Raw genomic sequence first — 15431 nt, forward strand, 5'->3', positions numbered from 1 at the left:
TGACGGATCGTCGCAGTCGCTCTATATCGGCGCTCTCGGACGATCGCCGCGGATTGTTGCTTTTTAGGCAATGCTTTGTTGGTTAGCTAGCTATTTTTCGATTCACTGTTGCGCCGTAACCTTTCTCCAACCCCGACCAATCGGGTGTTCAGAAAGGATCACCGTCATGTCCCGTTCGCTTTATGTTGCTGCCCTGCTGTCCGTCTGCTCGCTGTCCTTCACTCAGCTGAGCTTCGCCGAAGAATCGCGCCTGATGACCGACAAGATGGTCAAGGCCAACGAAGCAGTGATTGCCCAGCAGCAGGCCCAGTCCGCCGAGCAGACCGCCAAGGCCGCCGCTGGCAGCAACGCCGATTCCTGATCGGCCGCTTCCCCCGGGAGGTCCGGAGCGTGAGCCGGACTTCTCAACACCTTGCGCCGCATAAGACATGCGGCGTTTTTTTTGCCTGCGATTCCAGCGAAGGAAGGAGACTGTTACAGATTCTGTAACAGTCTTTCGCTGCCGGCGCTCTGTATTCCTGTCCAGTCGGTCAATATACTTGACCCAACAGCGCGGCTTTCCAGCCTCGCCGTTACCGGCCTCACCGCCGGCAAGCTTCCCGACGTCGATTCTTGATTGCTCCAGATCGATGTCCGTCTCAAGGCCGCTGCTTTCAGCGGCCTTTTTTTATGCCTGTGGAAAAGCGGTGGTAGGCTGGACGCGCTCCGCGCCGCAGGCCGGATTCGACAAGGATGCCGAGATGACCACCGATAATCCCTTCACCACACCCCACGCCGAACTGATCGAGGCCGCGTCGCGGACGCCACCCTCCTTTGGCCAGCCTTATTACTTCATGGCGGCCATGCTGTTTTCCGGAATTGCCACGCTGAGCATCAGCTTTCTGCTGAACCTGTCGGCCGGCACCATTCGCCGGGGGTTCCTGTCAAGCATGCCTGCAACGCTCGGTTACTGGTTAAGTTCGGTGCTCATCGCATGCGCGGTGGTCATGCTGTTCATGAATATCCAGCGCGAGCGGCACGCCATAGTCAGGTTCAGGCCCATCGTGGCGTTGGTGGTGGCGTTCATGGTGCTGCGGATACTGAGTGTCAGACTTCTGTCGGGATTGGGCGAGGCGGGCATCGCCAACTTCAACGCGTGGATGTACAAGATGGGCAATCCGATGGGCGTGATCATCAGTGTCTTATTCCTCGGAGCGCTGCTGCACATCCTGCTGAGCCTGCCAGCCATCTGGCTGACATTACGTGTGGCCCGAGGGCGGTTCGAAAGGTCAACTTCGGCCGGCACTGCCGCGGTGCCGAGGTTCCACGTCGCAATGGCAGTGGCCCTGTGCTTCGCCGGAACCTGCAGCCTGTTGGCCGCTCCCCTCGCGCCCGGCCTCATGCCCGGCGAATCTGCTCGCTGGGCCCCCAGTGTGACGGTGCTGGTTTGCCTTCTGCTGATGTCTACCGTGTTGCAGCGGACCTGGCAGGTCCTGCCGCCGACACTGCCTCACTTCCCTGCCGGGCGCATCATCTGGGCTGCTCTGGGAATCTTTCTGCTGTCAGTACCGGCTGCTTTCCTGAGCGGTTATGTCGGCTATCTCGCGTTGAGCGACTCGCTGGTACAGCTACGGGCGAGTACGGGTAATGCGCTGACCTACCTGCTGCCGACGCTGTGGTCCCTTCTTGTCGTGTGGTCCGTCACGGGGCTGGTGTGCAGGCGTTTGCTCAATCAGCCGCTGGCTCAATCCTCGCCCAGGTAATCCCCGCGGCTCAGCCCGTGGCGCTGCATCTTCTCGTTGAGGGTGCGGCGCGGCAGGCCGAGCAGTTCCATCACCGCCTTGATGTCGCCCTTGCACTGCGCCAGCGCCTGGCGGATGCACTGCGCCTCGTAGGCTTCCATGCGTTCGAACAGGCCGTTGCCGGCGGGCTCGATCGGCAGCTCGGCGCGGTCCAGGCCGAGCACATGGCGCTCGGCGGCGTTGGCCAGTTCGCGCACGTTGCCCGGCCAGTCGTGGGCGAGCAGGCGCGCCAGTTCGCTGGCGGAGAGCGGCGCGGCTTCGCGGCCGAATTTCTCGCTGGCCAGCAGCGCGTAGTGCTCGAACAGCAGCGGGATGTCCTCGCGGCGTTCGCGCAGCGGCGGCAGGCGCAGCTCGGCGACGTTCAGGCGGTACACGAGGTCCTCGCGGAAACGCCCGGCGCGGGCTTCCTCGAGCAGGTCAGGCTTGGTCGCGGCGATCACCCGCAGGTCCACCTTGATGCTCTGGTTCGAGCCCAGGCGCTCCAGTTGCTGTTCCTGCAGCACGCGCAGCAGCTTCACCTGCTGGGCCAGCGGCATGCTCTCGATCTCGTCGAGGAACAGGCTGCCGCCGTTGGAGTGCTCCAGCTTGCCGATGCGTTTTCCCTGGGCGCCAGTGAAGGCGCCGCTTTCGTGGCCGAACAGTTCGGTCTCGAACAACTGCTCGGGAATCGCCGCGCAGTTCAGCGCGACGAAGGGCTTGCCGGCGCGCGGACCGAAGTCGTGCAGGCAACGCGCGACCAGTTCCTTGCCGCTGCCGGTGTCGCCACGGATCAGCACGTTCACCGGCGTGCCGGCCAAGGCCATGATCTGCCGACGCAGGGTTTCCATCGGCCGCGAGACGCCGAGCAGGCGTGATTCGATCTGGTCCTTGAGCGCCGCCTGTTCGCGCAGCTGGCGGTTCTCCTGCACCAGCCGGCGTTTCTCCAGGGCGCGGCGCAGGCTGTCGAGCAGGCGCTCGGGGGTGAAGGGTTTCTCGATGAAGTCGTAGGCGCCCTGGCGCATCGCCTGTACCGCCATGGGCACGTCGCCATGGCCGGTGACCATGATCACCGGCAGGTCGCGGTCGATCTGCTGCAGGCGTTCGAGCAGGGCCAGGCCGTCGGTGCCGGGCATGCGCACATCGCTGATGACCACGCCGGGCAGCTCGCGGGAGACGCTTTTCAGGCACTCGTCGGCGCTGCTGCACAGGCGCACTTCGAAGCCGGAGAGTTGCAGCCACTGCTGCACGGCGTCACGGATGGCGGCTTCGTCGTCGACGAAGAGGATGGTCTCGCTCATGGTCTTCTTTCTTCGCTGGCAGCCGGCAGGCTCAGGTGGAACAGCGCGCCGCCGGAGGGCTGGTTGGCGGCGCCGAGGCGCCCGCCGAGTTCGTGGACGATGCCATAGGATACCGCCAGCCCCAGGCCCAGTCCTTCGCCCACCGGCTTGGTGGTGAAGAAGGGGTCGAAGACGCTGGCCAGGTGCTCCTCATCGATGCCGGGGCCGTTGTCGGCGACGTCCAGGCACCAGAGCTCGCCGTCGCGGCGCAGGGTCAGGCGGATCTGCGGTTGGTCGGTATTGGCCACTGCATCGAGGGCGTTGCGGATCAGGTTGACCAGCACCTGCTCCAGGCGGATCGCGTCGCCCAGCACCCAGGCCGGCAGGTGGAGGTCCTGGCTGATTTCCACGCCTTCGGTGCGAATGCGCACGGTGAGCAGTTGCAGCGCCTGCTCGATCACGTGGCCCAGTTCGATGCGCTCGCGCAGGCCACCGGGAGTCTTGCGGGCGAAGGTCTTCAGGTGGCCGGTGAGCGCGGCCATGCGTTCGAGCAGCTCATCGACCCGCACCAGTGCGGCGCGGGCGTCGTCCTGCCGGCCGGCATCCAGCAGCAGGCGCACGCTGGCCAGTTGCATGCGCTGGGCGGTGAGCGGCTGGTTGATCTCGTGGGCCAGCGCGGCGGACATCTGCCCCAGCGCGGCCAGCTTGGCGGCCTGCACCAGGCCGTCCTGGGCGGTGCGCAGGGCGGCGGTGCGCTGTTCCACTAAACGCTCCAGCTCTTCCTGGTTGCGCTGGCGCAGGCGCGCCAGGCGGCGGCGCTGTTGCAGCCAGAGCACGAGGAACACCAGCGCCAGCCAGACGCCAGCGGCGGCCAGCCGCGCGCTGGTGACATCGGACTGCACGCTGTGGGGATTGCGCAGCAGGTGCAGGGTCCACTCGTCTTCCGGCAGGCCGACCGATTGCCAGAGATAGTCGCCGCTGATGTCCTGGCCGTCGACGCGGACCATGCGCGCATGCTCGCCGAGGGTTTCCAGCGTCCGGTGCGGCAGTGCGCTGAGCGGCTGCTTGTGGTACTGGCGGGTGTCGGCCAGTTCGGCACGGGCCACGGCGTCCAGCGGTTGCAGTTCGCGGTAGCGCCAGCGCGGGTGGTTGGCGAGAAACACCACGCCTTTGCTGTCGCTGACCAGCACCACGTCCGGGGTCTGGCCCCACTGGCGCTCCAGGTCGGGGAATTCCAGCTTGACCACGATGGCGCCGAGGAAGGTGCCGTCGTCATCGCGCAGGGCGTTGGACAGGAAGTAGCCGGGAATCCCGCTGGTCACGCCGACCGCATAGAAGCGCCCGGCGCCCTGGGCGATGGTCTGGCGGAAGTAGGGGCGGAAGCCGTAGTTGTGGCCGACGTAGCTGACCGGCAGGTTCCAGTTGCTGGCGGCCACGGCGAGGCCGCTGTGGTCCAGCAGTTCCAGGGTCGAAGAGCGCGCCGCGCCGTTGATTTCCTGCAGCTTGAGGTTGAGCCGGTGCTGCAGCTCGCCGGTCACCGGGCCGCGCATCGCCGCGCGCAGTTCCGGGTCCAGCGCGAGCACGGCGGGGAGGCTGCGGAAGCGCTCGATCAGGGTGTGCAGGGAGTTGGCATAAAGGCCGAGCTGTTCATGGGCGGCCTCCGCTTCGGCGAGCAGCGCGCGGTGCCGCGCCTTCTCGCCCGCCCAGAACACCGACAGCACCAGGCCGGCCAGCAGGAGCAGGCAGATCAGCAGCAGGCGAAGGGGGCGGGTAGGCGACATGTTCGACGGGGTTCGACCAACGGTTGGCGACAATAGCACGGCCACCGACTGGTCCGGCGCCCCGCCGCCTCGCTACACTGCCGGCATCTCGATGGACTCATCCCTACGGAGATGTTCGATGCAGTTGTTGTCCTGGACCCACGAAGGGTCCGCCGGTTTCACCCTGCGCGGCTGGCGCAGCGAGCCCAGTGGCAAGCCGCTGCTGCACTTCCTGCATGGCAACGGCTTCTGCGGCCGCGCCTACGAGCCGATGTTGAACGTCCTGGCGAAGGATTTCGACCTCTGGCTGTGCGACGCCCAGGGCCATGGCGACAGCGACCACGGCGGGCGCTTCCATGGCTGGAACCGCAACGCCGAGATGGCAGTGGAAGCCTTCCAGGCCGGCAACAAAGTGTTCGGTGACGTGCCGCATTACGCCGCCGGGCACAGCTTTGGCGGCGTGCTCACCAGCCTGATCCTCGGTCGCCATCCGGAGCTGTTCCGCCGCGCCGTGCTGCTCGACCCGGTGCTGTTCACCCCGGCGATGATCGGCGTGATGGCGCTCTCCGAAGTGCTCGGCCTGCACAAGCGCCGCACCATGGTGCAGAAGGCGCGTGGGCGGCGCAGCCAGTGGGCGGACCGCGAGGCGGCCTATGCTGGCCTGCACGGCCGCGGCATCTTCAAGGGCTGGACCGACGCTGCGCTCTGGGCCTACGTGGAGCACGCGATGAAGCAAACCCAGGCGGGCGTCGAGCTGAAATGCCGGCCCAGCCGCGAGGCGGAAATCTTCAGCTCCTTCCCCAAGCGCCTGTGGCCGTCGCTGAACAAGGTGGTGACGCCGACCCAGGTGCTGTTCGGTGAACGCACCTACCCCTTCGTGCCCAAGTCCGTGGCGCGCTGGTGTGCTTCGAATACGCAGGTGAGTGGCCAGTGCGTCGACGGCGGGCACTGCTTCATGCAGGAATACCCCGACGACAGCGCCGAGCGCGTGTCGCGCTTCCTGCTGGGCCACGAATGAGCGACCCGGCCCGCGAGTCCGTCTGGCTGGCGCTGTCCGAGCTGTGGCTGGACACCGAGCTTGACGACAGCGGCCGCGCGGCCATCGCCGGCACCCTGTCGATCAGCGGATTCAGCGTGGACGAGCTGGACGCCATCTACCGCCTGGAAGTGGCGCCGGCAGTGTGGGCCAACACCTGGGTGACGGCGGGCGTCTGGGATGGTTTCGATCCGGACTGGCTGTTCGAGGCCTGCCGGCGCAACCAGCGACGGCGAAACTCGCTCTGGCATCGCGGGCGTTGCCGGGTACTGCGCAAGGCGATGACGGCGGCGGTGGAAGAAGACTGGCGCAGGATCCGCGCGCAGCTCTAGTCGCCGACCTTCTTGCCCTGGTGCGCGCGGCGCCATTCGTCGAGGCGCACCACTTCAGCCTTGGGGCGTGGAAGTGTCGGGGTGTCGTCGAACACGGCGTCGACGATTTCCTCATCGACTGGCGCAGCGGCGGGATGGAAGGTGGCGACCGGCGATTCCGGCATGCGCGGTTCGGGCTCCATGCGGAACGGCGCCAGTTCGATACGGCCCAGGTGCTGGCCGAACATGGCGATGCTGCCGGCGTAACGTTCCTGCCCGGTGGCGGTGAACTCGAAGGCGTATTCACGGGCCAGGCGCAGGTTGCCCCGGCCGTCGCGCTGGAAGCGGAAACGCTGCAGGGCCATGGCTTCATCGAGCAGCTCCACGCCCTCTCGCGCGCAGTGCTGCTTGGCCAGGACCAGCGCACGCTCACGGATGCCATGGGCGCGCCACCACCAGGCGGCGCCCGCGACAACCAGCATGAAGATGAAAAGATTGCCCAGGTCCACTTCAGCTTCCTCGGAATCGGCGCACAAGCTTACTCACTCCGCCGTCAGGCGGCGAGGGGGGGATGTTCACAGCGTGTGAATTGCGCCCCATACTGCCCCATTCTGTAGCAGGACACCGTTATGCCGCGCACTCCCCACGTTCTCGCCATCCAGTCCCACGTCGTCTTCGGCCACGCCGGCAACAGCGCTGCCGAGTTCCCCATGCGACGCGTCGGGGTGAACGTCTGGCCGCTGAACACCGTGCAGTTCTCCAACCATACCCAGTATGGCCACTGGACGGGCCAGGTGCTGCCGCCGGAGCAAATTCCCGCACTGGTGGATGGCATCGCCGCAATCGGCGAGCTGGGCAACTGCGACGCCGTGCTCTCGGGTTACCTGGGCAGCGCGGCGCAGGGCCGCTCGATCCTTGAAGTGGTGCGCCGGATCCGCGAGGTGAACCCGCGCGCCGTCTATCTGTGCGACCCGGTGATGGGGCACCCGGAGAAGGGTTGCATCGTCGCCCCGGAAGTCAGCGATTTCCTGCTCCACGAGGCCGCCGCCGTGGCCGACTACCTGTGCCCGAACCAGCTGGAGCTGGACAGTTTCTGCGACCGCCAGCCGACCTCCCTGGAAGACTGCGCGGCGATGGCCCGTGGCCTGCTGGTGCGCGGCCCGAAGGCGATCCTGGTGAAGCACCTGAACTACCCCGGCAAGCCGGCCGACGCTTTCGAGATGTTGCTGGTGACCCTGGACGAAACCTGGCACCTGCGCCGCCCGCTGCTGGCCTTCCCGCGCCAGCCGGTGGGCGTGGGCGACCTGACTTCCGGGCTGTTCCTCGCCCGCCTGCTGCTGGGTGACGACCTGCGCAGCGCCTTCGAATTCTGCGCCGCCGCCGTACACGAAGTGTTGCTGGAAACCCAGGCCTGCGGCAGCTACGAGCTGGAACTGGTGCGCGCCCAGGACCGTATCGCCCATCCGCGGGTGAAGTTCGAGGCGGTGAAGCTGGGGTGATCTGAGCGGCGTTCTTTGGCGGAGTCCTGCGCTGGGCGTGCCCCTCACCCTAGCCCTCTCCCAGGGGAGAGGGGACCGTCCTGAGTGGGTGGGTACATCGAAGCTCGCCGGCTGACTCCGATATTTCCACAGAATGCCGATTGGCACCCTCTCCCTTTGGGAGAGGGCTGGGGTGAGGGCAAGCCCTTGCGCCGAAGCTGTTCGCGAGCAAGCTCGCTCCTACAAGGTCAAAGGCCTGGCCCAGGCGATTCTCGATCGCTTCGTCCCGCAGCCTGGTATCAGGCTGACTGCGGCAGGTGGTCGTCGCTAGCCCTCGGGGTGGCGCCCTCGCGCTCGACTCGTTCGACCATGCCGCGGGCGATCTCGCGCTCACCCATGATCACCAGGTTGGCGCCGTTCTGCCCCAGGTAATCCACCTCGGCGTCGAAGTGGGCACGGGCGATGATGTCCAGGTGCGGGTTGATCGCCCGCGCGTGGCTGGAAATCGTCCCAGCCTCGAAACCGTTGGGGATGGCGATCAGCAGCCAGCGCGCCGAGGTGATGTTGGCCTGGTTCAGCACATCGGGATTGGCGGCGTTGCCGACCACCACGCAGAGGCCGTGCTCGCGCAGTTCGGCGGCCTTCTCGCGCTTGTCCTCGATCACTACCACCGGGATCTTGTCCTTGCGCAGGCGCTCGCTGACCAGCGCGCCGACGCGGCCGTGGCCGATGAGGATCGCGTGGTTCTGTTCCAGCACCGGCGGCGGCAGGTCCGGGGCTTCGACCTGGACCACGCCGGGGTCGGTCTCGGCTTTCTGCTCCTGGCGTGCCTGCAGGCGGTCGATGGCGATGAACAGCAGCGGGTTGACCAGGATCGACAGGATCGCACCGGCGAGCACCAGGTCGCGGCCAGCCTCGGGCAGCAGGTTGAGGGTGACGCCCAGGCCGACCAGGATGAAGGAGAACTCGCCGATCTGCGCCAGGCTCGCGGCGATGGTCAGCGCGGTGCTGTTGGGGTGGCCGAACAGGCGCACGATGACGTAGGCCGCCACCGACTTGCCGAAGACGATCACCAGGAAGGTCGCCAGCACCGGCAGCGGCTCGTGGATCAGGATCGCCGGGTTGAACAGCATGCCGACCGAGACGAAGAACAGTACGGCGAAGGCGTCGCGCAGCGGCAGCGAGTTCTCGGCAGCCTCGTGGCTGAGCTCGGACTCGTTGAGGATCATCCCGGCGAAGAAGGCGCCAAGGGCGAAGGACACGCCGAAGATCACCGCCGAGCCGTAGGCGATGCCCAGTGCGATGGCCAGCACGGCGAGGGTGAACAGCTCGCGCGAGCCGGTCTTGGCCACGCGCTCCAGTACCCAGGGCACGAAGCGACGGCCGCCGAAGATCATCACCGCAACGAAGGCGGCGACCTTGCCCAGGGTCAGCAGGATCGGCATCAGCAGGCCGCCGTCGCTGCCGTCGGAGGTGCCGCCCAGCGAGCCGGCCAGCGCCGGCAGCAGGACCAGGGTGAGGACCATCGCCAGGTCTTCGACGATCAGCCAGCCGATGGCGATGCGCCCGCGCTTGGTGTCGATCAGCTGGCGCTGTTCCAGCGCGCGCAACAGCACCACGGTACTGGCCACCGACAGCGCGAGGCCGAACACCAGGCCGCCACCGAAGTTCCAGCCCATCATCCAGGCCAGACCCAGGCCGAGCAGGGTGGCGACGCCGATCTGCACCACCGCGCCGGGGATGGCGATGGCTTTCACCGACAGCAGGTCTTTCAGCGAGAAGTGCAGGCCGACGCCGAACATCAGCAGGATCACCCCCAGTTCGGCGATCTCCGTGGACAGCGCCTGGTCGGCGACATAGCCGGGGGTGAAGGGGCCGGCCAGCACGCCAGCGAGCAGGTAGCCCACCAGCGGCGAGATGCGCAGGCGGTTGGCCAGGGCGCCAAGCACGAAGGCCAGCACGAAGCCGACGGCAAGGGTGGTCAGTAGCGGGGTGTGATGCATGGTCTGGGCTCCGGGCACTCAGGGAGCGGCCGGACTGCGTATCAGCACCGGGTCGCTCGACGGTGGGTCACGGGGGCAAACCCGCGTATGAAAAGTTTAGGCGTAGTAATCAATTCCTACCTTGCTTTCACGCAAGGGTAACCCGTTGACGCATTGGGAAATTTCCACGGCACGCGACATTTCTTTTCAGGAAATGTCGCGAACGTCCGTCATTCGTGGCGAAGCTCGGCGTAGCGCTGTTCCAGCTCCTGGCGAATCTGCCGACGCTGTTGCGCCTGGGCGAAGCGACGTTTCTCGTCCTTGGTCTGCGGGTCTAACTGCGGCACCACGATCGGATTGCGCTCGTCATCCAGCGCCACCATGGTGAAGAAGCAGCTGTTGGTGTGGCGCACGGATTTCTCGCGGATGTTCTCGGTGACCACTTTCACGCCGATCTCCATGGAGGTGCGGCCGGTGTAGTTCACCGAAGCGAGGAAGGTGACCAGTTCGCCGACGTGGATCGGCTGGCGGAAGATCACCTGGTCCACCGACAGGGTGACCACGTAGTAGCCGGCGTAGCGGCTGGCGCAGGCGTAGGCGACTTCGTCGAGGTACTTGAGCAGGGTGCCCCCGTGGACATTGCCGGAGAAGTTGGCCATGTCGGGGGTCATCAGGACGGTCATGCTGAGCTGGTGGTTGCCAGGTTCCATGGAATTCTCTTCGGAATTGTCTTGGGAAAAGGAAAGGGCCTAACTCTGGACAACCAAAGCGCGGCAGGCGACACAGTTTTTTCTATACCGCCGATTGGCGCCCGGCACCAGTGGGCCATTTACCAATGGCATTTCCGTCGTTCGATCAACGCCCGAAACGAAAACGGGCGACCCCTGGCCGCCCGTTGGTTTACCTGCCGGCTCAGCGCCCGGCGGAGAGGCCGAAGTCGATGGCCAGGTCCGCGCCGGTGATGGCTTCGGATTCCGGCTTGCACAGGTACCAGACCAGCTCGGCGACTTCCTCCGGGCGGATGAAGCGCGCCAACTTGCCCTGTGGGTAATCTTTCAGCAACCCGAGTTTGTAGGCTGCCGGATTGCCCTGGCCGTAGCGCTCGGCCTGGTAGTCGAGCATCGGCGTGGCGATGTCCGCCGGGGAGATGGCGTTGACCCGCACGTTTGACTCGGCCAGTTCCAGCGCGAGGGTGCGGGTGAGCATGGTCAGCGCCGCCTTGCTCGCGCAGTAGGCCGCCGAGCCGCGATAGGCCTGACGGCCGGAGTCGCTGGAGATGTTGACGATGCTGCCCCGGTTCTCCTTGAGATACGGTGTCGCCGCCTGGCACATGTAGAACGCGGCCTTGAGGTTCACGCCCATGACCAGGTCGAAGTCATCCTCGTTGAAGTCTTCCACCGGGCCTTCGCGCCAGACGCCGGCGGCGTTCACCAGGGCGTCGAGGCGGCCGGTGCGGGCGAGGATGTCGGAGACCAGGCTGTGGCAGTTGTCGGCCCGTCGCAGGTCACCGACGGCGGTGGCGTCCAGCGGTACTTGCGCGTTGAGCGCATGCAGGCCGGCCTTGTCCACGTCGGTGGCGGCGATGCGCCAGTGGCTTTGGGCGAAACGTTTGGCGATGGCTTTTCCGAGGCCACCGGCAGCGCCGGTGATCAGTACGACAGGAGTGCTCATTGTCTACGGGTTCTCCCTGCCTGAGAGAGGACGGCGACCGGCAGGCAGTACCGGTGGCGCCGAGGTGACCACGAGGCGCGTATGCGCCCCGTGCAATTACAGACCAAGAAAAGACCAGATTCTTCAGTCTGCCAGGGTAAATTTTTCGTAAGGCTGTCGTGTGTCAGCGGGTGCGCCGGTATCTGGGGCGAGACGGTTGCTGTCCCCGTAGAAGCGAGCTTGCTCGCGAACAAGTTCCGGCGCGGAGGCGTTCTCGAGCAAGCTCGCTCCTACAAAAGCCGTTTTCCGGGGGCTGACGGTTTTTGCCTATGCGGCCAGCGATCAAGCGTGATGCAGATACCAGCGCCAATCCTGCTCGCCGACCTCGCCCATGAACTGGCGGAACTCCTCCCACTTGATCGCCAGGAACACCTTGAGGAATTCCTCGCCCAGCGCCTCGCGGGCCCAGGTGGAGGCTTCCAGGGCGCGCAGCGCGGTGAGCCAGTCGGTGGGGAGGAACTCGGTGGCCTGCTCGTAGCCGTTGCCGACGATGGGCGCACCGGGGTCGATCTGCTCGCGGATACCTTCGTGGATGGCCGCGAGTATCGCCGCCGCTGCGAGATAGGGGTTGGCATCGGCGCCACAGATGCGGTGCTCGATGTGCCGGCTCTTGGCCGGGCCGCCGGGCACGCGGAACGACACGGTACGGTTGTTCACCCCCCAGCTCTTGGCCAGTGGCGCGTAGCTGTTGGCCTGGAAGCGGCGGAAGGAGTTGGCGTTGGGGCAGAAGATCGCCAGCGAATCCAGCAGGCGCGCCATCATGCCGCCGATGGAGTGGCGCAGCAGCGGGGTGCCATGAATGTCTTCACTGGCGTAGAGGTTGTTGCCCTGCTCATCGGCCAGGCTGACGTGCAGGTGCATGCCGGAGCCGGCGCGGTCGCCGAATGGCTTGGCCATGAAGCAGGCCTGCAGCCCGTGCTTGTTCGCCACGCCCTTCACCAGGCGCTTGTAGCGCACGCCTTCATCGATGGCCTGCATGACGTCGAAGCGGTGCTCCAGGGTCAGCTCGACCTGGCCCGGCGCGTACTCGGAGATTGCCGTGCGCACCGGCAGGCCCTGGACTTCGCAGGCGGCGTAGAGGTCGTCGAGGAACGGCTGCAGCTGCTCCAGCTCATACACGCCATAGACCTGCGGCGCTTCCGGGCGGATGCCGTTCATCTGCAGTGCCGGCTGCGGGCGGCCATTGGCGTCGCGCTGCTTGTCCAGCAGGTAGAACTCCAGCTCCACCGCCATCACCGGGTGGAAGCCGTCGGCCTTCAGCCGGTCGACCACGCGGGACAGCGCCTGGCGCGGGTCGGCCGGGGTGGCGGGCAGGCCCTGGGTCGGGTGCATGCTCACCTGCAGCTGGCCGGTGGGGCTGGCGCGCCAGGGTTGCAGGGTCAGGCTGCCGGGCAGCGGATAGGTCCAGCAGTCGGCGTCAGCGACTTCCCAGACCAGCCCGGTGCCCTCGACGTCTTCACCCTGCACGGTCAGCGCGAGGATCGAGCTGGGCAGCGGGCGGCCGTTGTCGTAGATCGCCAGCAGCTCGTCGCGGTGCAGCAGCTTGCCGCGCGGGATGCCGTTGGAGTCGATGATGAACAGTTCGATGCTGCGCACGTCCGGATGGGCGGCGAGGAAGGCTTCGGCTTCCTGGCGATCGGCGAATTGCATGGTGGTCCTCGGTGGCGCGGTGCGCCGGGGGTGTTTGCTCTTCGTAGGAACGAGGGGGACGCCCAGTTCTTGCTCGCGAACCCGCCCCCCGCTGCAGACCTGCAGGAGAGCGTTCGCGAGCAAGCTCGCTCCTACAGGGTCAGGCCTCGCGCGCGCCGGGGATCGCCAGCAGTTCGGTGATGCCGGCATCGAGTGTCTCGATCAGGCGATCCACGTCGGCGGCGGTGGTGTCCGGGCAGCACAGGGTCATGTTGTGGAACGGCGTGATCAGGATGCCGCGGTTGATCAGATACAGGTGCAGGGCCATCTGCAGCTCGTCGTGGAAGGCCGCTTCGGCCTCGGCGCCGGTGCGCGGGGAGACGGGGCAGAATTGGAACTCGCTGCGCGCGCCCAGTTCGGTCACCGACCACTTCAGGTCGTGCTTGGCGATCAGGCGGCGGAAGCCGTCGGCCAGGCGTTTGGCCAGCGGCAGCATGTGCTCGTAAGCCGCCTGGGTCATCACCTGTTCCAGGTTAGCGCGCATGCAGTGCATGGCCAGGGCGTTGGCCGAGAGCGTGGTGCCCATGCCGCTGTGGCCGTGGCCATGGCTGTCTTCCTGGGCGCTCTGGCGCGAGGCGGCCATGCGTTCGGCCATCTCCGCGCTGCAGCCAAAGATGCCGCAGGGCACGCCGCCGGCGATCGGCTTGCCGACCACGAAGAAGTCCGGGTCGAGGTTCCACAGCTTCGTGCAGCCACCGATGTTGGTGGAGATGGTGTGGGTTTCGTCGATGATCAGCAGCGCACCGTACTGGCGGGTCAGCTCGCGGCACTTCTGCATGAAGCCCGGATCGGGCAGGACCATGCCGATGTTGGTCATCGCCGGCTCGCACAGCAGGGCGCAGACGTCGCCCTGGGCCAGCGCGGCTTCCAGCGCCGCCACGTCGTTGAAGGGGATCGAGCGGCTGTGCTGGGTCAGGTCGTAGGCCTGGCCGACCAGGCCGGAGCGGTGCACGGTTTCGCCGTCGCGGTAGCGCACCATCACGTCGTCGACGGTGCCGTGGTAGCAGCCGTCGAACACCAGCAGGGTCTTGCGCTTGGTCACCGCGCGGGCCCAGCGCAGTACGTAGCGGTTGGAGTCGGTGGCGGTGGCGGTCACCTGCCAGTAGGGCAGGCCGAAACGTGCGGCGAGCAGTTCGCCGCAGACTACCGCGTCTTCACCGGGGAGCATGGTGGTCAGGCCGCGCGCACCTTGTTCGGCGAGAGCGCGGGCAATCGGCGCCGGGGAGTGGCCGAACATGCTGCCGGTGTCGCCCAGGCAGAAGTCCACGTAGTCATGGCCGTCCACGTCGTAGAAGCGGGCGCCCTGGGCGCGTTCGACGAACAGCGGGCAGGGCGTGGACCAGTCGGCCATCCAGTGCATCGGCACGCCGGCGTACAGCGACTGGTGCGCGCGCTCGGCAAGGGCGACGGACTTGGGATTCTGTTCCAGGAAGCGCTGGCGCTCGCGGGCGGTGAAAAGATCCACGGCCGGTTGGGCGATTCCGCTGGCGGTCATGTTGCACACCTCGTTTGTTATTTCGCACATCTTCCATTTGTGATCACAAAAATGTCAATACAGCAGATCGACTGCCTGATAATCTGCCCTGCAACGAATTCTGTGATCACAAAATGGGAGCCCATCCATGAATGACGTCACGAATGCATCGGCCTGGGCCGGTCAGGTCGCCCTGGTCAGCGGCGCCGGCAGCGAGTCTGGCATCGGTTTCGCCAGTGCCTGCCGGCTGGCGCGCAACGGTGCGAAGCTGCTGCTCACGGCCAGTAGTGAGCGCGTTCTGCGGCGGGCGGAGGAGTTGCGCGCCGAAGGCTTCGAGGCCCGCGCGCTGCCGGCCGACCTGACCCGTGAGGCCGACGTTCGCGCCCTGGCCGAATGGGCGCAGGCGCAATGGGGAAGCGTAGACGTGCTGGTGAACAACGCCGGCATGGCCATGCAGGGCAGCCCGGAACCCTTCGCCGAACTGGCGGCGATGGACCTGGCGACCTGGAACCTGTCGCTGTCGCGCAACCTGACCAGCGCCTTCCTGCTCACCCGCGCGCTGTTGCCGGGGATGCTGGAGCGCGGCTACGGGCGCATCGTCAATGTCAGCTCGACCACCGGCGTGCGTGGGAGCAATCCGGGCGAGTCCGCCTACAGCGCGGCCAAGGCCGGGATGCTTGGCATGAGCATGGGCCTGGCTCTGGAAGTGGCGCGCCGCGGGGTGACGGTCAACAGCGTGGCGCCGGGCTGGATCGCTACCGGTTCCAGCACTGACGAAGAAATCCAGGCCGGACGGCGCACGCCGCTCGGCCGTTCCGGGCGTCCGGAGGAGGTGGCAGCCGCCATTGCCTTCCTGGCGTCGCCCGAAGCCAGCTACATCACCGGCGAAGTGCTGGTGGTGGATGGCGGCAACTGCCTGATCGAGAACAAGGGATAAGCACGATGAAGCACGAC

14 protein-coding genes are annotated in these 15431 nt (G+C 66.4%); 6 read left to right on the top strand and 8 right to left on the bottom strand.

What is annotated here, in order from left to right; all coding sequences use genetic code 11:
• The first annotated feature begins 166 nt into the window (after positions 1 to 166).
• Both CTR55_RS25665 and CTR55_RS25670 read left to right on the top strand, forming a co-directional pair.
• Positions 167 to 361 carry a hypothetical protein gene (locus CTR55_RS25665; protein ID WP_045213909.1) on the top strand — a complete coding sequence of 65 codons (195 nt, stop codon included), beginning with the start codon at positions 167 to 169 and terminating at the stop codon, positions 359 to 361.
• A gap of 178 nt (positions 362 to 539) precedes the next feature.
• Positions 540 to 1742: a hypothetical protein gene (locus tag CTR55_RS25670; protein WP_296290504.1), complete on the top strand. Its 1203-nt coding sequence runs from the start codon at positions 540 to 542 to the stop codon at positions 1740 to 1742.
• Here the strand turns inward: CTR55_RS25670 and CTR55_RS25675 are convergent.
• Positions 1724 to 3058 (bottom strand): sigma-54 dependent transcriptional regulator, encoded by a 1335-nt coding sequence (locus tag CTR55_RS25675; RefSeq protein WP_296290505.1) that lies wholly within the window; start codon positions 3056 to 3058, stop codon positions 1724 to 1726. The two genes, CTR55_RS25670 and CTR55_RS25675, sit on opposite strands and share 19 nt — an antisense overlap.
• On the bottom strand, positions 3055 to 4818 hold the full coding sequence (locus CTR55_RS25680) for an ATP-binding protein (protein ID WP_296290506.1): 1764 nt from the start codon (positions 4816 to 4818) through the stop codon (positions 3055 to 3057). Before CTR55_RS25680 ends, CTR55_RS25675 begins: the two co-directional genes overlap by 4 nt.
• A 118-nt stretch (positions 4819 to 4936) precedes the next feature.
• On the opposite strand from CTR55_RS25680, the gene CTR55_RS25685 reads away from it, so the two are divergent.
• Together CTR55_RS25685 and CTR55_RS25690 are read left to right on the top strand one after the other, a co-directional pair.
• Positions 4937 to 5815, top strand: a complete 879-nt coding sequence (locus CTR55_RS25685) for an alpha/beta hydrolase (RefSeq protein WP_296290507.1) — start codon at positions 4937 to 4939, stop codon at positions 5813 to 5815.
• Positions 5812 to 6165 carry a hypothetical protein gene (locus CTR55_RS25690; RefSeq protein WP_296290508.1) on the top strand — a complete coding sequence of 118 codons (354 nt, stop codon included), beginning with the start codon at positions 5812 to 5814 and terminating at the stop codon, positions 6163 to 6165. Before CTR55_RS25685 ends, CTR55_RS25690 begins: the two co-directional genes overlap by 4 nt.
• On the opposite strand, the gene CTR55_RS25695 is transcribed toward CTR55_RS25690, so the two are convergent.
• Positions 6162 to 6653, bottom strand: a complete 492-nt coding sequence (locus tag CTR55_RS25695) for a DUF3301 domain-containing protein (protein WP_296290550.1) — start codon at positions 6651 to 6653, stop codon at positions 6162 to 6164. The genes CTR55_RS25690 and CTR55_RS25695 overlap by 4 nt on opposite strands.
• Before the next feature lie 120 nt (positions 6654 to 6773).
• On the opposite strand from CTR55_RS25695, the gene pdxY reads away from it, so the two are divergent.
• Entirely contained in the window at positions 6774 to 7643 is an 870-nt protein-coding gene (pdxY, locus tag CTR55_RS25700; protein ID WP_296290509.1) for a pyridoxal kinase PdxY, read from the top strand.
• A 278-nt stretch (positions 7644 to 7921) separates the two neighbouring features.
• Here the strand turns inward: pdxY and ybaL are convergent, their stop codons facing one another.
• The 5 genes from ybaL to CTR55_RS25725 form a co-directional block, all read right to left on the bottom strand.
• Positions 7922 to 9625, bottom strand: coding sequence for a YbaL family putative K(+) efflux transporter (gene ybaL / locus CTR55_RS25705; protein ID WP_296290510.1), 1704 nt, complete (start codon positions 9623 to 9625; stop codon positions 7922 to 7924).
• A 209-nt stretch (positions 9626 to 9834) separates the two neighbouring features.
• A complete protein-coding gene (locus CTR55_RS25710) occupies positions 9835 to 10314 on the bottom strand; it encodes an acyl-CoA thioesterase (RefSeq protein ID WP_296290511.1) in 480 nt (159 codons plus the stop codon).
• Between the two features lie 202 nt (positions 10315 to 10516).
• Positions 10517 to 11275, bottom strand: coding sequence for an SDR family oxidoreductase (locus CTR55_RS25715; protein ID WP_296290512.1), 759 nt, complete (start codon positions 11273 to 11275; stop codon positions 10517 to 10519).
• Positions 11276 to 11596: 321 nt separating this feature from the next.
• Positions 11597 to 12964, bottom strand: coding sequence for a glutamine synthetase family protein (locus tag CTR55_RS25720; RefSeq protein WP_184594999.1), 1368 nt, complete (start codon positions 12962 to 12964; stop codon positions 11597 to 11599).
• Positions 12965 to 13103: 139 nt separating this feature from the next.
• Complete coding sequence (locus CTR55_RS25725; protein ID WP_296290513.1) at positions 13104 to 14498, bottom strand: aspartate aminotransferase family protein; 1395 nt, start codon at positions 14496 to 14498, stop codon at positions 13104 to 13106.
• A 127-nt stretch (positions 14499 to 14625) separates the two neighbouring features.
• Between CTR55_RS25725 and CTR55_RS25730 the strand changes: the two genes are divergently transcribed.
• A complete protein-coding gene (locus tag CTR55_RS25730) occupies positions 14626 to 15414 on the top strand; it encodes an SDR family NAD(P)-dependent oxidoreductase (RefSeq protein ID WP_296290514.1) in 789 nt (262 codons plus the stop codon).
• Positions 15415 to 15431: the final 17 nt, after the last annotated feature.

Source organism: Pseudomonas sp., from assembly GCF_002796985.1.
GTDB lineage: Bacteria > Pseudomonadota > Gammaproteobacteria > Pseudomonadales > Pseudomonadaceae > Pseudomonas.